General features: G+C 73.6%; 15 protein-coding genes. 7 read left to right on the forward strand and 8 right to left on the reverse strand.

Annotation, left to right across the window (positions count from 1 at the left end):
* Both AB0D44_RS02735 and AB0D44_RS02740 read left to right on the forward strand, forming a co-directional pair.
* Positions 1-450, forward strand: a complete 450-nt coding sequence (locus AB0D44_RS02735; RefSeq protein ID WP_362583285.1) for an OB-fold domain-containing protein — start codon at positions 1-3, stop codon at positions 448-450.
* On the forward strand, positions 447-1,223 hold the full coding sequence (locus tag AB0D44_RS02740) for an enoyl-CoA hydratase/isomerase family protein (RefSeq protein ID WP_362583288.1): 777 nt from the start codon (positions 447-449) through the stop codon (positions 1,221-1,223). The genes AB0D44_RS02735 and AB0D44_RS02740 overlap by 4 nt, the downstream gene beginning before the upstream one ends.
* Before the next feature lie 18 nt (positions 1,224-1,241).
* Here the strand turns inward: AB0D44_RS02740 and AB0D44_RS02745 are convergent, their stop codons facing one another.
* The 4 genes from AB0D44_RS02745 to AB0D44_RS02760 form a co-directional block, all read right to left on the reverse strand.
* The gene (locus AB0D44_RS02745) at positions 1,242-1,874 is read right to left on the reverse strand and encodes a hypothetical protein (protein WP_362583290.1); all 633 of its coding nucleotides are present in this window, start codon (positions 1,872-1,874) and stop codon (positions 1,242-1,244) included.
* A 120-nt stretch (positions 1,875-1,994) separates the two neighbouring features.
* Positions 1,995-2,492, reverse strand: a complete 498-nt coding sequence (locus AB0D44_RS02750; protein ID WP_362583293.1) for a peptidylprolyl isomerase — start codon at positions 2,490-2,492, stop codon at positions 1,995-1,997.
* A 56-nt stretch (positions 2,493-2,548) separates the two neighbouring features.
* Positions 2,549-4,957 carry a PQQ-binding-like beta-propeller repeat protein gene (locus AB0D44_RS02755; protein ID WP_362583296.1) on the reverse strand — a complete coding sequence of 803 codons (2,409 nt, stop codon included), beginning with the start codon at positions 4,955-4,957 and terminating at the stop codon, positions 2,549-2,551.
* 217 nt (positions 4,958-5,174) lie between these two features.
* Positions 5,175-5,969 (reverse strand): VOC family protein, encoded by a 795-nt coding sequence (locus AB0D44_RS02760; protein ID WP_362583299.1) that lies wholly within the window; start codon positions 5,967-5,969, stop codon positions 5,175-5,177.
* A gap of 400 nt (positions 5,970-6,369) precedes the next feature.
* Here AB0D44_RS02760 and AB0D44_RS02765 point away from each other — a divergent pair, with 400 nt between their 5' ends.
* Positions 6,370-7,017: a TetR family transcriptional regulator gene (locus AB0D44_RS02765; RefSeq protein ID WP_362583301.1), complete on the forward strand. Its 648-nt coding sequence runs from the start codon at positions 6,370-6,372 to the stop codon at positions 7,015-7,017.
* Positions 7,018-7,180: 163 nt separating this feature from the next.
* Here AB0D44_RS02765 and AB0D44_RS02770 read toward each other — a convergent pair whose 3' ends face one another.
* Together AB0D44_RS02770 and AB0D44_RS02775 are read right to left on the reverse strand one after the other, a co-directional pair.
* Positions 7,181-7,663 (reverse strand): nitroreductase family deazaflavin-dependent oxidoreductase, encoded by a 483-nt coding sequence (locus AB0D44_RS02770; RefSeq protein WP_362583304.1) that lies wholly within the window; start codon positions 7,661-7,663, stop codon positions 7,181-7,183.
* Positions 7,663-8,907 (reverse strand): acyl-CoA dehydrogenase family protein, encoded by a 1,245-nt coding sequence (locus AB0D44_RS02775; protein WP_362583307.1) that lies wholly within the window; start codon positions 8,905-8,907, stop codon positions 7,663-7,665. Before AB0D44_RS02775 ends, AB0D44_RS02770 begins: the two co-directional genes overlap by 1 nt.
* A 140-nt stretch (positions 8,908-9,047) precedes the next feature.
* Between AB0D44_RS02775 and AB0D44_RS02780 the strand changes: the two genes are divergently transcribed.
* From AB0D44_RS02780 to AB0D44_RS02790, 3 genes are all read left to right on the forward strand, one after another.
* A complete protein-coding gene (locus tag AB0D44_RS02780; protein WP_362583310.1) occupies positions 9,048-10,247 on the forward strand; it encodes an acetyl-CoA acetyltransferase in 1,200 nt (399 codons plus the stop codon).
* A gap of 294 nt (positions 10,248-10,541) precedes the next feature.
* The gene (locus tag AB0D44_RS02785) at positions 10,542-14,729 is read left to right on the forward strand and encodes a trypsin-like peptidase domain-containing protein (RefSeq protein WP_362583313.1); all 4,188 of its coding nucleotides are present in this window, start codon (positions 10,542-10,544) and stop codon (positions 14,727-14,729) included.
* An 11-nt stretch (positions 14,730-14,740) separates the two neighbouring features.
* On the forward strand, positions 14,741-15,415 hold the full coding sequence (locus AB0D44_RS02790; RefSeq protein WP_362583316.1) for a pyridoxal 5'-phosphate synthase: 675 nt from the start codon (positions 14,741-14,743) through the stop codon (positions 15,413-15,415).
* Positions 15,416-15,549: 134 nt separating this feature from the next.
* On the opposite strand, the gene AB0D44_RS02795 is transcribed toward AB0D44_RS02790, so the two are convergent.
* Positions 15,550-15,969 (reverse strand): Zn-ribbon domain-containing OB-fold protein, encoded by a 420-nt coding sequence (locus AB0D44_RS02795; RefSeq protein ID WP_362583319.1) that lies wholly within the window; start codon positions 15,967-15,969, stop codon positions 15,550-15,552.
* Positions 15,966-16,418, reverse strand: a complete 453-nt coding sequence (locus tag AB0D44_RS02800; protein ID WP_362583420.1) for a DoxX family protein — start codon at positions 16,416-16,418, stop codon at positions 15,966-15,968. The genes AB0D44_RS02795 and AB0D44_RS02800 overlap by 4 nt, the downstream gene beginning before the upstream one ends.
* 170 nt (positions 16,419-16,588) lie before the next feature.
* Between AB0D44_RS02800 and AB0D44_RS02805 the strand changes: the two genes are divergently transcribed.
* The gene (locus AB0D44_RS02805; protein WP_362583322.1) at positions 16,589-17,770 is read left to right on the forward strand and encodes an NAD(P)/FAD-dependent oxidoreductase; all 1,182 of its coding nucleotides are present in this window, start codon (positions 16,589-16,591) and stop codon (positions 17,768-17,770) included.
* Positions 17,771-17,884: the final 114 nt, after the last annotated feature.

Genomic DNA, 17,884 nt, shown 5'->3' on the forward strand with positions numbered 1-17,884 from the left:
ATGACCACCGCCGGCGAGGAATCGCTTCTGCTCCCGGTCCCCGACGAGGACGGCGCCCCGTTCTGGGAGTACGCCGCCCGGGGCGAACTGCGCGTCCAGGCCTGCACGGCGTGCGGCAGGCTCCGCTTCCCGCCGCGCCCCTGCTGCCCGCACTGCCAGTCCTTCGACTCCGCGTGGCAGCCGATGAGCGGCCGCGGCCGCATCTGGTCCTACGTCCGGCCGCATCCGCCGCTGCTGCCCGCCTACGCCGCCCAGGCCCCGTACAACGTGATCCTGGTGGAGCTCGCCGACGCCCCGCACATCCGGCTGGCCGGAAACCTCGTCGCCTCGCCCGACGCCCCGCTGAACTCGATGGACCCGGCCCGGCTGCGCATCGGCGCGCGGGTGCAGGTGGTGTTCACCGAGACCGGCGGGATGGCGGTGCCGCGCTGGGTCCTGGAGAAGTCATGACGCTGCGGGTGGAGCGGGACAAGGCGAGCGGGGTCGCGGTCGTCACCCTGGACCGGGAGCGCCGGCACAACGCCCTGGACCTGGCGACGGCAGCCGAACTCGCCGCGGTGTGGCGCGCGTTGCGCTTCGAGGACGAGGTACGGGCGGTGGTGCTGACCGGCGCCGGGACGGCCGCCTTCTGCACGGGCATCGACCGGGGCGTGGAGGTGCCGCAGCCGGGATCACCGTACTCGGTCGACGATCCGCTGGTCTCCATCGGCCCGAAGGCCAACGACCTGTGGAAGCCGGTGGTCGCCGCGGTCAACGGGATGGCGTGCGGCGGGGCCTTCTACCTGCTGGGCGAGGCGGAGTTCATCGTCTCCTCGTCCCGCGCCACCTACTTCGACCCGCACACCTCCTACGGGATGGTCAGCGCCTACGAGGCCGTCTACATGGCCCAGCGGATGCCCTTCGGGGAAGCCGCCCGGATGGCGCTGATGGGCACGGCGGAGCGGCTGTCCGCGCAGCGGGCGTACGAGATCGGCCTGGTCTCCGAGCTGGCCGAGCCGCAGGAGCTGCTCGAGGCGGCCCTGCGCGCGGCCGCGACGCTGGCCGGCTTCCCGACGCAGGCCGTACAGGGAACCGTACGGGCCCTGTGGTCGGCGAAACAGGCGGCGCTCCAGCAGGCCCTGGCCCAGGCCCCGGCGCTGATCGCGCTCGGGAACCTGCCCCCGCAGCGCCAGGCCGACCTGTTCGCGGGCCGGCGGCCGGGGACGGAGTTCAGGCTGCGCTGAGCCCCCGTCGGGCCCCCGTCAGCGGGGCTTGCGGGTCTTGCCCGTCGTGGGCGCCGGCGGGGTCGCGGATCCGCCCGAGGACGGGCCGGCGGTGGTCCTCGGCGTCGCGCTCGCGGTGGATCCGCTGCTAGTGGACCCGCTGCCGGTGGACCCGCTGGTGGTGGGCTTGCCGACTCGGCAGTTCCCGACCTGAGCGGCCTTCGAGGGATCGTCGAGGGCGACGTCGACCGTACGGGTCTCGCGCGCCGCCAGGTCCACCCGGACGACCTTGGACTCGACGGCCGCCCCGGCGGCGTCCTCCCGGCGGAGATCGACCTCGAACGTCGCCCTGCGGTCGAGCCGCGAGGTGAAGCGGAGGGTGGTGACCGGCGTGGCCGAGCTCGTGCAGGTGACCACCACGACGGTGGCCGGGTCGCCGGTCGGGCTCCCGGAGGGCGCGGCCGACGCGGAGGCCGTACTGCCGTTCGTACCGCTGTGGCTCTTCTTCTTGCTCTTGGAGCTGGAGCAGCCGCCCCCGCCGCTGCTCTTGCTCTTGCCCGAGCTCTTCCCGCTGCCGCTGCTGCCGTGCCCGCCGCCGGAAGAGAACCCCGTCAGCGCGAGCACCACGGTCACCAGGACCGCTGCCAGTCTGATGTGACGCCAAGCCGCCATGGCCCGAACCCCTCCCCGTTGCACGGACGGCCGGTCACGCTACCAGGCAGCCCTGGAAACGGCGGCGGCCCCGGCCCCCGGGAGGGGGCGGGGCCGACCGGCCGTGGTGGCGGGTGGTGATCAGGCGGCGTCGACGACGCCCGAGGCGGCGATCTCGACCTTGCCCTTGGGGGCGCCGGACTGGGAGCCCAGGGCCTCGATCTGGTCGACGAGCTCCTGGCCCTCGACGACCTCGCCGAAGACGACGTGCTTGCCGTCGAGCCACGGGGTGACGACGGTGGTGATGAAGAACTGCGAGCCGTTGGTGTTGCGGCCGGCGTTCGCCATCGACAGCAGGTACTTGCGGTCGTGCTTCAGCTGGAAGTTCTCGTCCTCGAACTTCTCGCCGTAGATGCTCTTGCCACCGGTGCCGTTGTGGTTGGTGAAGTCACCGCCCTGCAGCATGAACTGAGGAATGATGCGGTGGAAGCCGGAGCCGGCGTAGCCGAAGCCGTTCTGGCCGGTGGCCAGCTCGCGGAAGTTGCGCGCGGTCTTCGGGACGACCTCGTCGAAGAGGTTGAAGACGATGCGGCCGGCGGGGGCGCCGTTGATGGTGATGTCGAAGTAGACGTTGCTCATGGGGTCCATCCTGTCACTCCCGGTGCGTTCCGCTACCGGGAGGGGGCCGAGTCGCCTCAGCCACTCGTACGGGTGCCGGTTCCCTTCGCCGCGTCCAGGGCGTAGACGCAGCGGTCCTTGCTGCACGCGTAGACCACCCCCGCCTCGGCCACCGGGGCGCCGGTGATCTCGCCGCCCGTGGCCAGCTTCCAGCGCAGCTGGCCGCCCGCCGCGTCCAGCGTGTACAGGCAGTGGTCCGCCGAACCGAAGTGCACGCGGCCGTCCGCGACCGCCGGGAGGCCGGTGATCTCGCCGCCCGCCGCGAACCGCCACTTGGGGGTGCCGGTGACCGCGTCGAGTGTATACAGGGCGCTGCCCGCGCCCAGGTGGACGTTGCCGTTCGCGACGAGCACCGGGTCCGGGGAGGTGCGCGCCTCGGTCGCGATGCGCCAGCGGTCCTGACCCGTGGCCGCGTCCAGGGCGTAGACGGTGCCCAGGTAGTCGACGAGGTAGACCCCGCCGCCCGTGACGGCGGCGCCCGGCGCGAAGGCCGGGGGCGCCAGGAAGACCGCGGGGGCCTCGAAGTGCCAGCGGACCCGGCCCGAGGCCCGGTCCACGGACAGCACGCGGGTGCCGGCGGCGACGTAGACGTTGCCGTCCGGCGCCGGGGTGACCCGTACGGGGACGTTCCCGCAGGAGGCCGCGTCGCCGACCGGGTAGGACCAGGACTCGCGCCCGCTGCGGGCGTCGAGCGCGCGCAGCCGGGCGTCCTGCCACACGTACACGGTGCCGTCGTGGAGGACGGGGGCCGCCTCCGGGGTCTCGAAGTCGGTCTGCGCGCCGGTGATCTCCCACAGCTTCTGGCCGTTGGACGCCTCCCAGCCCTGTACGCCGCCCCCGCGGGTGGCGGTGACGACGGTGCCGCGGTCCGCGCGCAGGGCGTACACCCAGGCGTCGGCGGACAGCCGCCACCGCTCGGAGCCGTCGGAGGCGTCGAGCGCGAAGAGGGAGGGGCCGTCGGAGGCGTGGATGCGGCCGTCCGCGACGGCCATGGACCAGGCGACGTCGCGGGTCTTGAACTGGCGGCGGCCGCTCGCCACGTCCAGGGCGTGCACCTCGAAAGAGGTGACGTAGAGCAGGTCGCCGGCCACGGTGGGGGTACCCCAGACGTCGTTGGACATCCGGAAGCGCCACGGGCGCCAGCGCCCGCTGTCCGGGGCCGGAGCGGGGGCCGGTACGGCCGGCAGCGCGGCGGGAGCGGCCGCCGAGCCGCCGGGCGGGCGGATCCAGCCGGTCGCCGAGTCGGCGCCGGCGTGCGCCGCGGGCGCCGAGGCGGTCGCGCGCGGCCCGGGCCCGATCGGCACCGGCGAGCCGGCCAGCAGGACGGGCTCGCCCGAGCGGGCCGACGACATCGGCGGGTGGTGCGGGCGCTGCGGCACGGCCTGCCCGGTGCGCGGGTCCACCCATCCCTCGGCGCCGCGCTGGCGGCGGTGGGTGGCGGGGCCGGAGATGGGCCCCCTGGAGCCGGACCCGCCTCCGCCGTCCCGGCCGGGGCCGGGCGCGGGCACCGGCACGGCGGCGGCCGGCGTACGGTTGCCCGCCCGGCGGGCCTCGATCATCGCCACGGCCCGCCCGGGCAGCCACGCAGAGGCCGTCCCGCTGTCGTCGCCGCCGTCGAACAGGTGCGGGGCCAGCTGCGCCTGGAGGTCGGCCGGGGTCGGCCGCAGGGCGGCGTCCATCTGCATGCAGGACTCGATGAGCGGCCGCAGCTCGGCGGGCAGGCCCTCCAGGTTGGGGCCCTCGCGCAGCAGCATGAAGACCGTCTCCACCGGGTTGGCCCCGTGGTAGGGCGGGTGTCCGGTCGCGGCGAAGACGAGGGTGGAGCCGAGCGAGAAGACGTCGCTGGCGCCCTTGACGCTGCGCGAGTCCTTGGCCTGCTCGGGCGACATGTAGGCGGGGGTGCCGACGGCGACGTTCGTCATGGTCAGACGGGTGTTCGAGACGCCGCTCGCGATGCCGAAGTCGATCACCCGCGGGCCGTCCTCGACGACCAGGACGTTGGACGGCTTCAGGTCGCGGTGGACCAGGCCCGCGCCGTGGATGGACTGCAGGGCCTCGGCGATGCCGGCCGCGAGCCACCGTACGGCCTGGGCGGGCATGGGGCCGCACTCGTTGACGATCTCCTCCAGGGAGGGCGCCGGCACGTAGGCGGTCGCCAGCCACGGCACGGCGGCGCGCGGATCGGCGTCGACCACGGCCGCGGTGTAGAAGCCGGACACGGCGCGGGCCGCCTCCACCTCGCGCGTGAAGCGGACCCGGAACAGCTGGTCCTCGGCGAGCTCGGTGCGCACCGTCTTGATCGCGACCCGCCGTCCGGACGCGGACCGCGCGAGATAGACCAGCCCCATGCCGCCGGCGCCGAGCCGTCCCAGCACCTCGAAGGGGCCGATCCGTCTCGGGTCGTGCTGCGTCAGCTGCTCCACCACTCGCCTCCACACATCCCCGTACGGGCCCTCGCTCCGGGCCCGTTTCCACCGGCACGCGACGCCGGTACGGGGCCTCGCCCCGTGCAGCGTCTCACTCCGGGGCGCCGCCCGGGTCGCGCAACCCCGATTCTGTCAGGCCCGCGCCCGGTCCGGCCCCGGCACGGCGGGCCGCGCCGGGGTGGGATAGCCCACTGCGCGCCGCGCCGCCCGCGTTCGCCTACGCCCGCAGCCGCGTCCGGGGTTCCGACAGGAGCCCGAAGACGGCCCCCTGATTGTCGGCGACGACCGCGATGCGCCCGTACGGGGTGTCGAAGGGCTCCGCGGTGACGCGGCCGCCGAGCCGCTGCACCGTCGCGACGGACCGGTCGCAGTCGGGGACGGCGAAGTAGGCGAGGAAGTGCGCGGGCATGATCTCCGGGAAGGCGTCGGTGATCAGGCTGCGGCCGAGGACGGCGGTCTCGCTGCCCGGCGCGCTGCCCGGCGGGGACCAGACGCGGTACTCGACGCCGGCGTCGTTCTGGTCCTCCGGGACGTAGCCGAACACTTTGGCGTAGAAGACGTCCACGGCGTCGCGGGCCCGCGTGTAGACCTCGCTCCAGCAGTACGTGTACGGCTCCATCTGGGCTTCGAAGCCGTGGTGGGTGCCGGGCTGCCAGAGGCCGAAGACGGCTCCACCGGGGTCGGCGGCCATCGCGGCGGTCCCGTACGGGCCGACCGGCATCGGGTCCATCACCATCTGGCCTCCCGCGGCGCGGATGCGCTGGGCGCAGGCGTAGGCGTCGGTGGTGTAGAGGTAGATCCCCCATACGGTCGGCATCCGGCCGTCGGGCTTGGGGGCGAGGGCGGCGACGTTGCGGCCGCGGCTGTAGGCCTGGGTGTAGTGGCCGTACTCGGCGCCCGCGCTGTCCCCGAAGGTCCACCCGAAGAGCTCACCGTAGAAGCGCTTGCCCGCCTCGACGTCCGGAAGTGAGGCGTCCACCCAGCAGGGTGCGCCTTCCGCGAATGCGGCCATGAGCCCGGTTCCTTCCGTTGTGCGGGGGTGTGTACCGTCCCACCGATCCCCCGCATCCCACGTCTCCCAGCCATGGTCCGCCCGAAAACTTGTCCACAGCCTGTTGACAAGACTATTCGGGGGAAACGCTGAGGAAGCGGGCGGCCCCGCCCCTGGCGGCCGGCGACGCGGGCCGTGGGGCGCAGACCGGGCTGCGGCCGGGCTCCGGCCGGGCTCCGGCCCGGCTGCGGCCCGGCTGCGGCCCGGCCGCGGCGGGCGTCCGCCCGGGCAAGGGCGAAGATCAGGCCGGATTGCGCCCCATCGGCCGTGCGGGACCGGCTTCCGCCCAGGCCAGGGACCCCGTAACCCCATTTGCAGGCGGCCGAATAGCGCGCCGATCACCCCTCGGTAAGCTGACGGCATGACAGGACAAGTACGCACCGTCGACGGGCGTGTCGCCGGCCGGCGCGGCCAGGCGACGCGGCAGAAGCTGCTCGACTGCCTCAGCGAGATGCTCAGCTCCTCGCCGTACCGCGACGTCAAGGTGATCGACGTCGCGCGCAAGGCCGGCACCTCCCCCGCGACCTTCTACCAGTACTTCCCGGACGTCGAGGGCGCCGTCCTGGAGATCGCCGAGGAAATGGCCACCGAGGGCGCGCAGTTGACGCAGCTCGTCGAGGGCCGCACCTGGGTGGGCAAGTCCGGTTGGGCCGCCGCCGAGGAACTCGTCGAGGGATTCCTGGACTTCTGGCGGCGCAACGACGCGATCCTGCGGGTCGTCGACCTCGGCGCGGCGGAGGGCGACAAGCGGTTCTACAAGATCCGCATGAAGATCCTGAACTCGGTCACCAACTCCCTCACGGAGTCGATGAAGGAGCTCCAGGCCAAGGGCAAGGTCGACAAGGACGTCAGCCCCGCGGCGATGGCCGGTTCACTGGTCGCGATGCTGGCCGCGGTCGCCTCGCACCAGAAGGGCTTCCAGACCTGGGGCGTCAAGCAGGCCGAGCTCAAGCCGAACCTGGCGCTGCTCGTCCACCTCGGCCTCACCGGCAAGAAGCCGACCAAGTGACGGCGGGCCCTGCAGAGGGTCCGCCGCTCCGGGCACCGATGCGGCGTCGCACCGATGCCGCTTTCCGATCGGTGCCGCTGCCGACCGCCAGTGGTCCCGCGACCCCGTGATCCCGCGATCCCGCGATCCCATCCCGCGATCCCATGACCCCGTGACCCCGTGATCAGCGGCGCTCCAGGCGGAACAGCCTGATCTCGCGCTCGATGCGCGCCTGGTAGGTCGCGTACGGCGGCCAGAACGCCAGCACCGCCCGCCATGCCGCCGCACGCTCCTCCCCCGCCAGCAGCCGGGCCCGCACGGCGATGTCCCGGCCTTTCCAACTCACGGACGCGTCCGGGTGCTTGAGCAGGTTGCCGGTCCACGCCGGGTGCCCGGGCCGGCCGAAGTTGGAGCCGATGAGCAGCCAGCTCACCCCGTCCTCCTCCGGCATGCAGGCGAGCGGCGTGGTGCGCGGCTCGCCGGTCTTGGCGCCCTTCGCGGTGAGGATCACGCCGGGCAGCATCCGGGCGCTGAGCATGACCTTGCCGCGGGTCAGTTTGTGCACGGCCTTGTCCATGGCGGGGATGAAGTGCGGTGCGATCTTGGCGAACAGCAGGGTCGAGGAAACCTTCTGCATCAGCTTGACGCCGGGGGCCACGCGAGCCATCAGACAGCCACCTTCTCGGATGCGGGTGCGGCGGACGGAGCAGACGGGGCGGGCGGGGCGGACAGGGCGGGCGGGGCTGACGGGGCGAACAGGCCCGCACGGTCCGCGGCGTACGCCCGCAGCCGGTGGACCGGGCCGAACAGCAGCTCGTCGGCCGCCGCCCGCTTGAAGTAGAGGTGTGCGTCGTGCTCCCAGGTGAAGCCGATGCCGCCGTGCAGCTGGATCGCCTCGCCCGAGGCCGTCCGCAGGGCCTCCAGCGCCTGGGCGAGGGCGAGGGCGCCCTGCCCCGGGTCCCAGGCGGAGTAGTAGGCCGCCGAGCGGGCCGCCTCCACCTGTACGTACAGGTCGGCGAGGCGGTGCTTGACCGCCTGGAAGGACCCGATCGCCCGGCCGAACTGCTCGCGCCGGCGTACGTACTCCACGGTCCGGGCGAGCGCCTGGCCGGCCGCACCGACCGCCTCGGCGGCGAGCACGGCAGCCGCGGAGCGGCCGGTGGCGGCGAGCGCCGCGAGCACGTCGTCCTCCTCGGTGCCCAGCAACTCGGCGGGCACGTCGCGCAGTTGCACCCGCCCCTGGGGGCGGGTCTCGTCCAAGACGGTCTGCCGCGACCGCACGAGGCCGGGCGCGTCCTCCCGTACGAGGAAGAGGAGGGTGCGGCTGCGGGCGAAGCCGCCGGTGTGCGCCGCGACCAGCAGCAGCGCGGCGCTGTGCCCGTCGAGCACCTGGGCGGCCTCTCCGTACAGCCGCCAGCCGCCCCCCGCTCCCGCGGCCCGGGCCTGGACCCCGCCCGCGCGGCCGCCGCCGGACCACGGACCGGCGGCGTTGTCGCCGGTCAGTGCGAGGGCGGTGGCCAGGGCCGGGCCGGGGACGGCGAGGGCGGCGGTGAGCCCGCCGGAAGCCAGCTGCGGGAGCAGTGCGGAACGCTGGGCGGCCGTACCGAGGGCGGTGATCAGCGGCACGCAGAGCGCGGCCGTGGCGAGCAGCGGCGAGGGCAGCAGCGCCCGCCCGGTCTCCTCGCAGGCCAGCGCCAGGTCGGCGGCGGCGCAGCCCACGCCCCCGTACTCCTCGGCGACGGCGAGGCCGGGCAGCCCGAGCCGGCGGGCGAGTTGCTGCCACAGCTCGCGGTCGTGCCCGTCGGCGGTGCGCACGGCGGCCTTGACCTCGTCGGGGCCGCAGCGTTTGCCCAGGATCTCGCGCAGGGTGCGGCGCATCTCGTCCTGCTCCGCGGTGAAGGCGGCATCCATCGTCTGGCTCCTCCTGGGGGCTCCCAGCGGCGGCCGGGGAAACTGACGGGGCGTCATATTAGGACGGGGGGCGGCAGATGCACAGGGGCCGGGGGCGAGGGGCTAGAAACTGACGTTCCGTCAGTTGTACGGTCGTGGGCATGCCTGGACTCACACCCGGACCCTCGTCCTCCCCCCGCCCCCGCCGCAGGGTCGCGGTGGTCGGCGTCGCGCTCTCCGACTGCGGGCGGGTCGACGGCCCCACCCCGTACGCACTGCACGCGCAGGCCGCCCGCCGCGCCCTGGCCGACTCCGGACTCGACCGCTCCGTCATCGACGGCTTCGCGTCGGCCGGCCTCGGCACGCTCGCGCCGGTCGAGGTGGCGGAGTACCTGGGCCTGCGCCCCACCTGGGTCGACTCCACCACGGTGGGCGGCTCGACCTGGGAGGTCATGGCGGCCCACGCGGCGGACGCGATCGCGGCCGGGCACGCGCGCGCCGTGCTGCTGGTCTACGGATCCACGGCCCGCGCCGACATCAAGGCCCGGCGGCGCACCTCGAACCTCTCCTTCGGCGCGCGGGGGCCGCTGCAGTTCGAGGTCCCGTACGGCCACACGCTGATCTCCAAGTACGCGATGGCCGCCCGCCGCCACATGCACGAGTACGGGACGACGCTGGAGCAGCTCGCCTCGGTGGCCGTACAGGCCCGGGCGAACGCGGCGACGAACCCGGACGCGATGTTCCGCGAACCGCTGACCGTGGAGGAGGTCCTGTCCTCCGAGATGATCGCGGACCCCTTCACGAAGCTGAACTGCTGCATCCGCTCGGACGGCGGCTGCGCGGTGCTCCTGGCGGCGCAGGACCTCGTCCCGGACACGGCCAAGGCTCCGGTGTGGATCCTGGGCTCGGGCACGTCCGTCTCCCACACCACCATGTCGGAGTGGGAGGACTTCACGGTCTCCCCCGCGGCGGTCTCGGGCCGCATCGCCTTCGAGCGGGCGGGCGTGAGCCCGGCGGACGTGGACCTGGCCGAAATCTACGACGCCTTCACGTACATGACCCTGGTGACGCTGGAGGACCTCGGCTTCTGCGCGAAGGGCGAGGGCGGCGCCTTCGTGGAGAAGGGCCGCCTGCTGCGCGACGGGGAACTCCCGGTCAACACGGACGGCGGCGGCCTCTCGGCCTGCCACCCCGGCATGCGCGGCCTGTTCCTCCTGGTCGAAGCGGTCCGCCAACTGCGCGGCGAGGCCGGCGCCGGCCAAGTCACCAAGCGCGGCGGCCACCTCCCGGAGGTGGCCGTTGCCTCGGGCACGGGCGGCTGGTTCTGCTCCTCGGGGACGGTGGTCCTGGGTCGGGGCTGAGCCGTCACCGCCCCCGCCGCGCCCTCCGTCATGTCGGCGCTCAGGGGCGCGGACCTCCGGATGCGCCGGGCTCCGAAGTGCGCGACGATCAAAAGAGGCGGCGGGCTTCCCCGCCACGGCCGAGGCTGCGGCCGTGAGCACCGGGAGCAGCACCCGGGCGGCACCGGGAGCAGCACCCGGGCGGCACCGGGCGCAGCACCGCGAGCAGCCTCAACTCCCCCTTGAAGGTCGCCATGATGTGGACGAAGGAGAGCCGCAGCCGTCCGGGGGCGGACGACCGCGAGGAGTGATCCCGTGGACGTCACCGGACCGGACGGCAACCGCGCGAACAGCGACCGCACCTCGGGACTGGCCCTCGCCATCGCCCAGGTCCTCGGACCGGACGACGAGGTCGCCGGGGCCGGTTTCCTGGTCGCCGAGGACATCCTGGCCACCTGCGCCCACGTCGTACGGGCCGCCGGTGGCGGGCCCGGCGCACACCTGGAGCTGCGCTTCCCCCACGCGCAGGGCGCGCCCCGGGTGGAGGGCCTCGTCCTGGAAGCGGCCTGGCGTGACCCGGAGGCCGAAGACGTGGCCATGGTACGCCTGAGCGGTCCGTCGGACGGGCCGGCGCCCTTGGCGCTGGGTTCGGCGTCGGGCTGCGGGGGCCACCACGTGCGCTCGTTCGGGTTCCCCGCCCAGGCGCCGCCGGGCGGTCACTACGGCTACGGCAGGGCCGGGGACCTGCTGCCGCCGACCGGGAGCAGGGGTGTTCACCTGCAGTTGACCGACGCGAACGACCTGACCACCGGATTCAGCGGCGGGCCCGTCGTCGACGAGGTGACCGGCCTGGTCATCGGCGTGATCACCGAGATCACCGCCCCCGACGAGCACGAGCGGGGGCAGGGGATCGCCTACGCCACCCCCACCCAGGTGCTGCGCGAGGTGTGGCCCGGGCTGGCCGAGCAGGACGTGTGCCCCTACCGGGGGCTGGAGTCGTTCACCGCGGAAGACGCCCAGTGGTTCGAAGGCCGCGAGGACGCGGTGCGCCAGGTCCTGGCGAACCTGGCCGAACAGCGGGTCACCCTCCTGCTCGGACCCTCCGGCTCGGGCAAGTCGTCCCTGGTGCAGGCCGGTGTCCTGCCGGCCCTCGCCGCGGGCGAACTGCCGGGCAGTGACACCTGGCTGCCCGTCCTCACCCGGCCGAGGCAGGACCTGCTGGCCGAACTCGAACGTGCAGGACTGCTCGGGGCGGACAGCGACGGGATCGCCGCGGCCGTGAGCCGCAGACTGGCCGGCGAACCGGGCTGTCAGCGCCTCGTACTGATCGTCGACCAGTTCGAGGAGCTCCTCACCCAGCCCGCCACCGGACGGCAGTTGGAGCGCCGTCTGGCCGCCACGGACCAGATCACCACGGCCGTCGCCTCCCATGCCGCGCTCTCGGTGATCCTGATCATGCGCGACGACTTCTACCCCCAGCAGGCCGCGCTGGCCCCCAAGTTGCTGAAAGCGGCCATGCCGGGACTCCTCAACATCCCGGGCACCCTCAGCGGGGAGGACCTGCACGACATCATCACCAGGCCCGCCCACCGCGCGGGCGCCCACTTCGAGCTCGGGCTGGCCGAGCAGATCATCGCCGACGTGCTGGAGACCACCCCCGAGGGAGCCGCGACCCGCTGCACGCCGGTCACCGTGCTGCCCCTGCTGGAACTGGCGCTCAGCCAGCTGTGGCAACGGCGCAAAGACGGATACCTCACCCATGACGCCTACCGCCGCATCGGGGGAGTCACCGGCAGCCTCACCACGTGGTGCGACACGGCCCTCGACCAGCTGCCCCCCGAGCACCTGCCGATCGCCCAGCGCGTCCTGACCTCCCTGGTGCACTCGGCCGACCCCCGCCACAACATCCCCGCCATCCGCGAGCAGGTGCCCCTGCAAGAGCTGCGCGAACTGGCGTCCGACGTCGGCGCAGGGTCCGACAGCGGCGAGGACGTCGACGAAGTCATCGCCGCCCTCACCCGTCACCGCATCATCACGACCTACGCACCCCGCGTCTCCCTGCTCCGCAACACCCCTCCCGCGCTGCCGGTGGCCGAACTGATCCATGACGCACTCATCCGCGACTGGGGCACCCTGCGCGAATGGGTCCGCCAGGACCACCGCTTCCGGGAGTGGCTGGACCACACCCGCGAACGGCGGGCCCGCCATGCCGACGGGAACCACCCCGGAGACCTGCTCGGCGGAACCGCGCTCGCGGAAGGCCTGGAATGGTCCCAGCAGCGCCGCCTGCCGAACGACATCGCCGCCTTCCTCACCGCCAGCAAGGAGCACCAACAGGACGCCGTCCGGCGCAGCAGACGCCTCATCGCCGTCCTGGCCGCCCTGCTGGTCCTCGCCCTCGTCGCCGCGGGGAGCGCCCTGTGGCAGGGCCGCAGGGCCATCGCGGAGCGGGAAACGGCCCTTTCCCGTCAGCTCGCCGCCCAGTCCAGCACGCTCCTCTACACCGACCCCGACCTCGCTTCGCTGCTGGCCGTCCAGGCCTACCGCAGCAGCCACACTCCCGAGGCCGTCGAAGGCCTGCAGAACGCCGCGGCCCTCCCGCTCCAGCGGCGCCTGGCCGGTCACGCGCACACCGTGTGGTCGGTCGCGTTCAGCCCCGACGGACACCTCCTCGCCAGCAGCAGCGCCGACCGCACCGTACGGCTGTGGAACGTGGCCACCGGTGCCCCCCACGCCACCCTGACCGGCCACACCGACGGCGTGACCTCGGTGGCGTTCAGCCCCGACGGGCACACACTCGCCACCAGCAGTTCCGACAAGACCGTGCGACTGTGGGACGTGGCCGACGGAACCAGCCGCACCACCCTGAAGGGCCACACCGACGCCGTGACCTCGGTGGTCTTCAGCCCCGACGGACGCACCCTCGCCAGCAGCAGCTACGACCACTCCGTACGGCTGTGGGACGTGGCCACCCACGAGACCCGCACCAAGCTGACCGGCCACACCGACACGGTGTGGTCGGTGGCGTTCGACGCGGACGGGCGCACCCTCGCCAGCAGCAGTGCCGACAGGACCGTGCGGCTGTGGGACGTGGCCCGCGGAACCAGCCGCACCACCCTGAAGGGCCACACCGACATGGTGTGGTCGGTGGCGTTCAGCCCCGACGGGCACACCCTCGCCACCGGCGGCCAGGACCTCACCGCGCGGCTGTGGGACGTGGCCACCGGCAAGGCACGCGCCACCCTGGCCGACCACACCGACGCCGTGGTCTCCGTGACGTTCAGCCCGGACGGGCGCACGCTCGCCACGGGCAGTACGGACTCCTACGTGCTGCTGTGGGACCTGGCCACGAAAACCAGCCGCACCACCCTGACGGGCCACACCGACGCGGTGTGGAACGCCGCGTTCAGCCCCGACGGGCGCACCCTCGCCACCGGCGGCGAAGACACCACCGTGCGGCTGTGGCAGGTGGCCGCCGACAAGACCCGCACCGTCCTGACGGGCCACACCGACAGCGTGATAGCGGTGGCGTTCAGCCCCGACGGGCACACCCTCGCCACCGGCAGCAGCGACACCACCGTGCGGCTGTGGGACCCGGACACCGGTGCCGGCCGCTCCATCCTGACCGGCCACACCGCGAGGGTCTCCGCGGTGGCGTTCAGCCCCGACGGACGCACCCTCGCCACCGGCGGCGACGACACCACCGTGCGGCTGTGGGACGTGGCCACCCGCACGACCCGCACCACCCTGAAGGGCCATACCGACATGCTGACGGCCGTGGCGTTCAGCCCCGACGGGCGCACCCTCGCCACCGGCAGCCGCGACACCACCGTGAAGCTGTGGGACCTGGCCACCGGCAAGGCCCGCGCCACCCTGACCGACCACACGGACACGGTCAACTCCGTGGCGTTCAGCCCCGACGGGCGCACCCTCGTCACCGCCGGCCACGACACCACCGTGAAACTGTGGGACGCGGCCACCGGCCACGGCCGCCGCACTCTGACCGGCCACACCCGAACGGTCAACGCGGTGGCCTTCAGCCCCGACGGGCGCACCCTGGCCACCGGCGGCGCCGACACCGTCGTGCGGCTGTGGAACACGGACACCTTCGAGACCCGCACCACCCTGACCGGTCACACCGGGCCCGTGTTCTCGCTGGCGTTCAGCCCCGACGGACGCACCCTCGCCACGGGCAGCTACGACAATTCGGTGCGGCTGTGGGACGTGTCCACCGGCAAGACCCGCACCACCCTGATCAGCCACACCGACACGGCGGCCTCGGTGGCGTTCAGCCGCGACGAACGCACGCTCGCCACCGGAAGCTACGACACCACCGTGCGACTGTGGGACGTCGTCCTCCCGCAACCGGCCGAAGCGATCGAGAAGATCTGCCGGACGGTCAACCGCGATCTCAACCGGGAGGAACGCGCCACGTATCTGGACGGCCGTTCGGGTACTCCCGTCTGCCCCACCGGCGAAAGCCGCACCACCGCGCCGGACTAGGCTCACGCCCCATGAGCCGTGAGATCAGCAGCGACGAGTTCCACCGAGCCCTGCACTCCCTGCGGGTATGGGACACCCCGCTCCCCGGCTTCGACCCCGAGGACGCGCCCGGAGAGCCGGTGGGGCTGTTCCGGGAGTGGTTCGTACAGGCCGTCGGGGCGGGGCAGGTGGAGCCGCACGTCATGAGTCTGGCGACCGTGGACGGTGCGGGGCGACCCGACGCGCGGGTCCTGATGCTGCACGACGTCGACGAGCGCGGCTGGCACTTCGCCACCCACGCCACCAGCGCCAAGGGGGTGCAGCTGGCCGGGCAGCGCGCGGCCGCGCTCGCCTTCTACTGGCCGGCCGTGGGGCGCCAGGTGCGCGTCCGGGGCCGGGTCGCCGCCTGCGGACCGCAGGAGAGCCGGGCGGACCTGGCGGTCCGCTCGCGCGGGGCGCTCGCCGCCGCGCTCACCGGCCGCCAGAGCGAGGTGCTCGGCTCGCGGGAGGAGCTCGTCCGTGCGTCGACGGCCGCCTGGGAACGGGCCGGTGCCGAGCCGGACGCCCCGGCACCGACCTGGACGCGGTACGTGCTGGACGCGGACGCGGTCGAGTTCTTCCAGGGCGACACCGCGCGCAGGCACGTACGGCTGCGGTACCGGCGGACCCCGGACGGGGAGTGGGTGCGCGAGCTGCTCTGGCCGTGAGGCCGGCACGGCCGTGAAGCCGGGGCCGCGAGGCCCCGCTTCACGGCCGTAATGCCGGGGGCCGATGCGGCGACGGGGAAGCCCCGGCCGGCGCCCCGCCCCGTCGGCCCTGCCCCGCCCCGTCGGCCCCGCCCCTAAACCGGGGCCGGCGCGAAGACCGGGACGTGGAGGCCTTCCGACGCCTCGCGGAAGGCGACCCTCAGGGGCATGCCGATGCGCAGGTCCGGCGCGGGGCAGGCGATGACCTCCGTCATCATCCGCGGACCCTCCGCCAGGTCGACGACCGCCGCCGTGTACGGGACCCGCCCGCCGAACGGCGGCAGGTCGTTCCGGTGGATCACCGACCAGGTGTAGAGGGTCGCCCGGCCGCTCGCCGCCTCCCACGCCACCCGGTCCTCGCCGGCCCAGCAGAACGGGCAGAACTCCCGCGGGTAGTGGTGCGCACGCCCGCAGTCCGCGCAGCGGCGCAGCAGGAGCCGGCCCTCGGCCGCCGCGTCCCAGTAGGGCCGGGTGAACTCGTCCGCCTCCGGCAGGTCGTAGCGCACCTCGTTCACAGGAAGAGTCCGATCGCCGCGTCGAGGGACCAGGTCTGCCAGGACATGGCCAACAGGGCGACCAGCGAGATGAGCGCCATCATCGTGTTCTGGCCCTGCTCGGCCCAGTCGTGGATCATCAGCACCAGGTAGAGCAGGTTCAGCAGCAGCCCGCCCACCAGCGCGACCGGGGTCAGGAAGCCGAGTACGAGACCCAGCCCGAGGGCGAGTTCCGCGTAGACGACGACGTAGGCCATCACCTTGGGGCGGGGCTTCACGAGCAGCTCGAAGCCGCCCTTGACGAAGGTCCAGCGGTGCTTGCCCGCGACGTCGGCGGCCCAGGCGATGCCGGTCCCGCGCTCGAACCAGCCCTTCTTGTCCTTGTGCCGCCAGCTCTCCAGCCACCACAGGCCGAGGCCTATCCGGAGCACGGCGAGCCATTCGGCCCCACTGAGCCAGACGGTCTGCATCGACAGCCCCCGCCCTCTCTCGATCCCGATCGGTCCCACTACCTGACGGTACGTCAGTTCAGCGGATCCCGGCCGATCCCGCAAGGGCCCGGCCCGCCGTGATCGATCCGCAATCGATTCCCCGCCCGACCGAGACCCATCAACGCAGCGTGGCGATACGATCACACCTCATGCCAGGAGTCCCCGCAGCACCCGACATGACCACCCAGCCCCGCCCCGTGTACGTCATCGGCGGCGGTCCCGGCGGCCTCGCCGTCGCCGCCGCACTGCGCGCCCGCGGGGTCCGCGCCGTGGTCGTCGAGAAGTCCGACGGGGTCGGCGCGTCGTGGCGGCGGCACTACGACCGGCTCCACCTGCACACCACGCGCCGGCTTTCGGCGCTCCCCGGCCTGCCCATGCCGCGCCGCTTCGGCGGCTGGGTCTCGCGCGACGACGTGGTGCGGTACCTGGAGAAGTACGCCGAGTTCCACGAGCTGGAGATCGTCACCGGTGTCGAGGTCACCCGCCTCGAGCGCGACGCGGACGGCGGCTGGACCCTGCACGCCACCGGCGGGCGGGTGCTCACCGCCGCGGCCGTGGTCGTCGCCACCGGGTTCAACCACACCCCGCGGCTCCCCGACTGGCCCGGCCGTGACGCGTACACCGGGCAGCTGCTGCACGCCGCCGACTACCGCGACCCCACTCCGTACGCCGGCCGCGACGTCCTGGTCGTCGGCGTCGGCAACACCGGCGCCGAGATAGCCGTCGACCTCGCCGAGGGCGGCGCCGCCCGGGTGCGGCTCGCCGTGCGCACCGCCCCGCACATCGTGCGCCGCTCCACGTGCGGCTGGCCGGCCCAGCGCACCGGCATCCTCGTACGGCGCCTGCCCGTGCGGCTCGTGGACCGGCTGGGCGCGCTCGTCGCCAGGGCGTCGGTCCCGGACCTGTCGCAGTACGGGCTCCCGCGCCCCTCCACCGGCCTCTACAGCAGGGTCAAGGAGGGCGCAATCCCGGTCCAGGACGTCGGTCTGATCGACGCGGTCCGCTCCGGGCGGGTGGAGCCGGTGGCCGCCGTGGAGGCCTTCGACGGCGCGGAGGTGGTGCTCGCGGACGGTTCGCGGATCACCCCGGACGCCGTGGTCGCGGCGACCGGATACAGCCGTGCCCTCGAGGGCCTCGTGGGCGGGCTCGAGGACGTGCTCGACGAGCGCGGGCGGCCCCGCACGCACGGCGCCCACACCCCCGCACGGGCCCCCGGCCTGTACTTCACCGGCTTCTCCAACCCCATCAGCGGAATGTTCCGGGAGATGGCCCGGGACGCCGAGGAGATCGCCCGGGCCGTGCAACGCCGGCTGCGCGCACCCCGGGCCTGAGGGCCGCTGCGGCCGGAATGGCACTCTGGACCGCCCCCGAGGAGATCTGACACCGTTCCACACACCACCTCCACCACCTTTCCTGCGCAGCCCTGTTCCTGACGGCACGTCAGT

This window comes from Streptomyces sp. NPDC048349 (assembly GCF_040651925.1).
Taxonomy (GTDB): Bacteria; Actinomycetota; Actinomycetes; order Streptomycetales; family Streptomycetaceae; genus Streptomyces.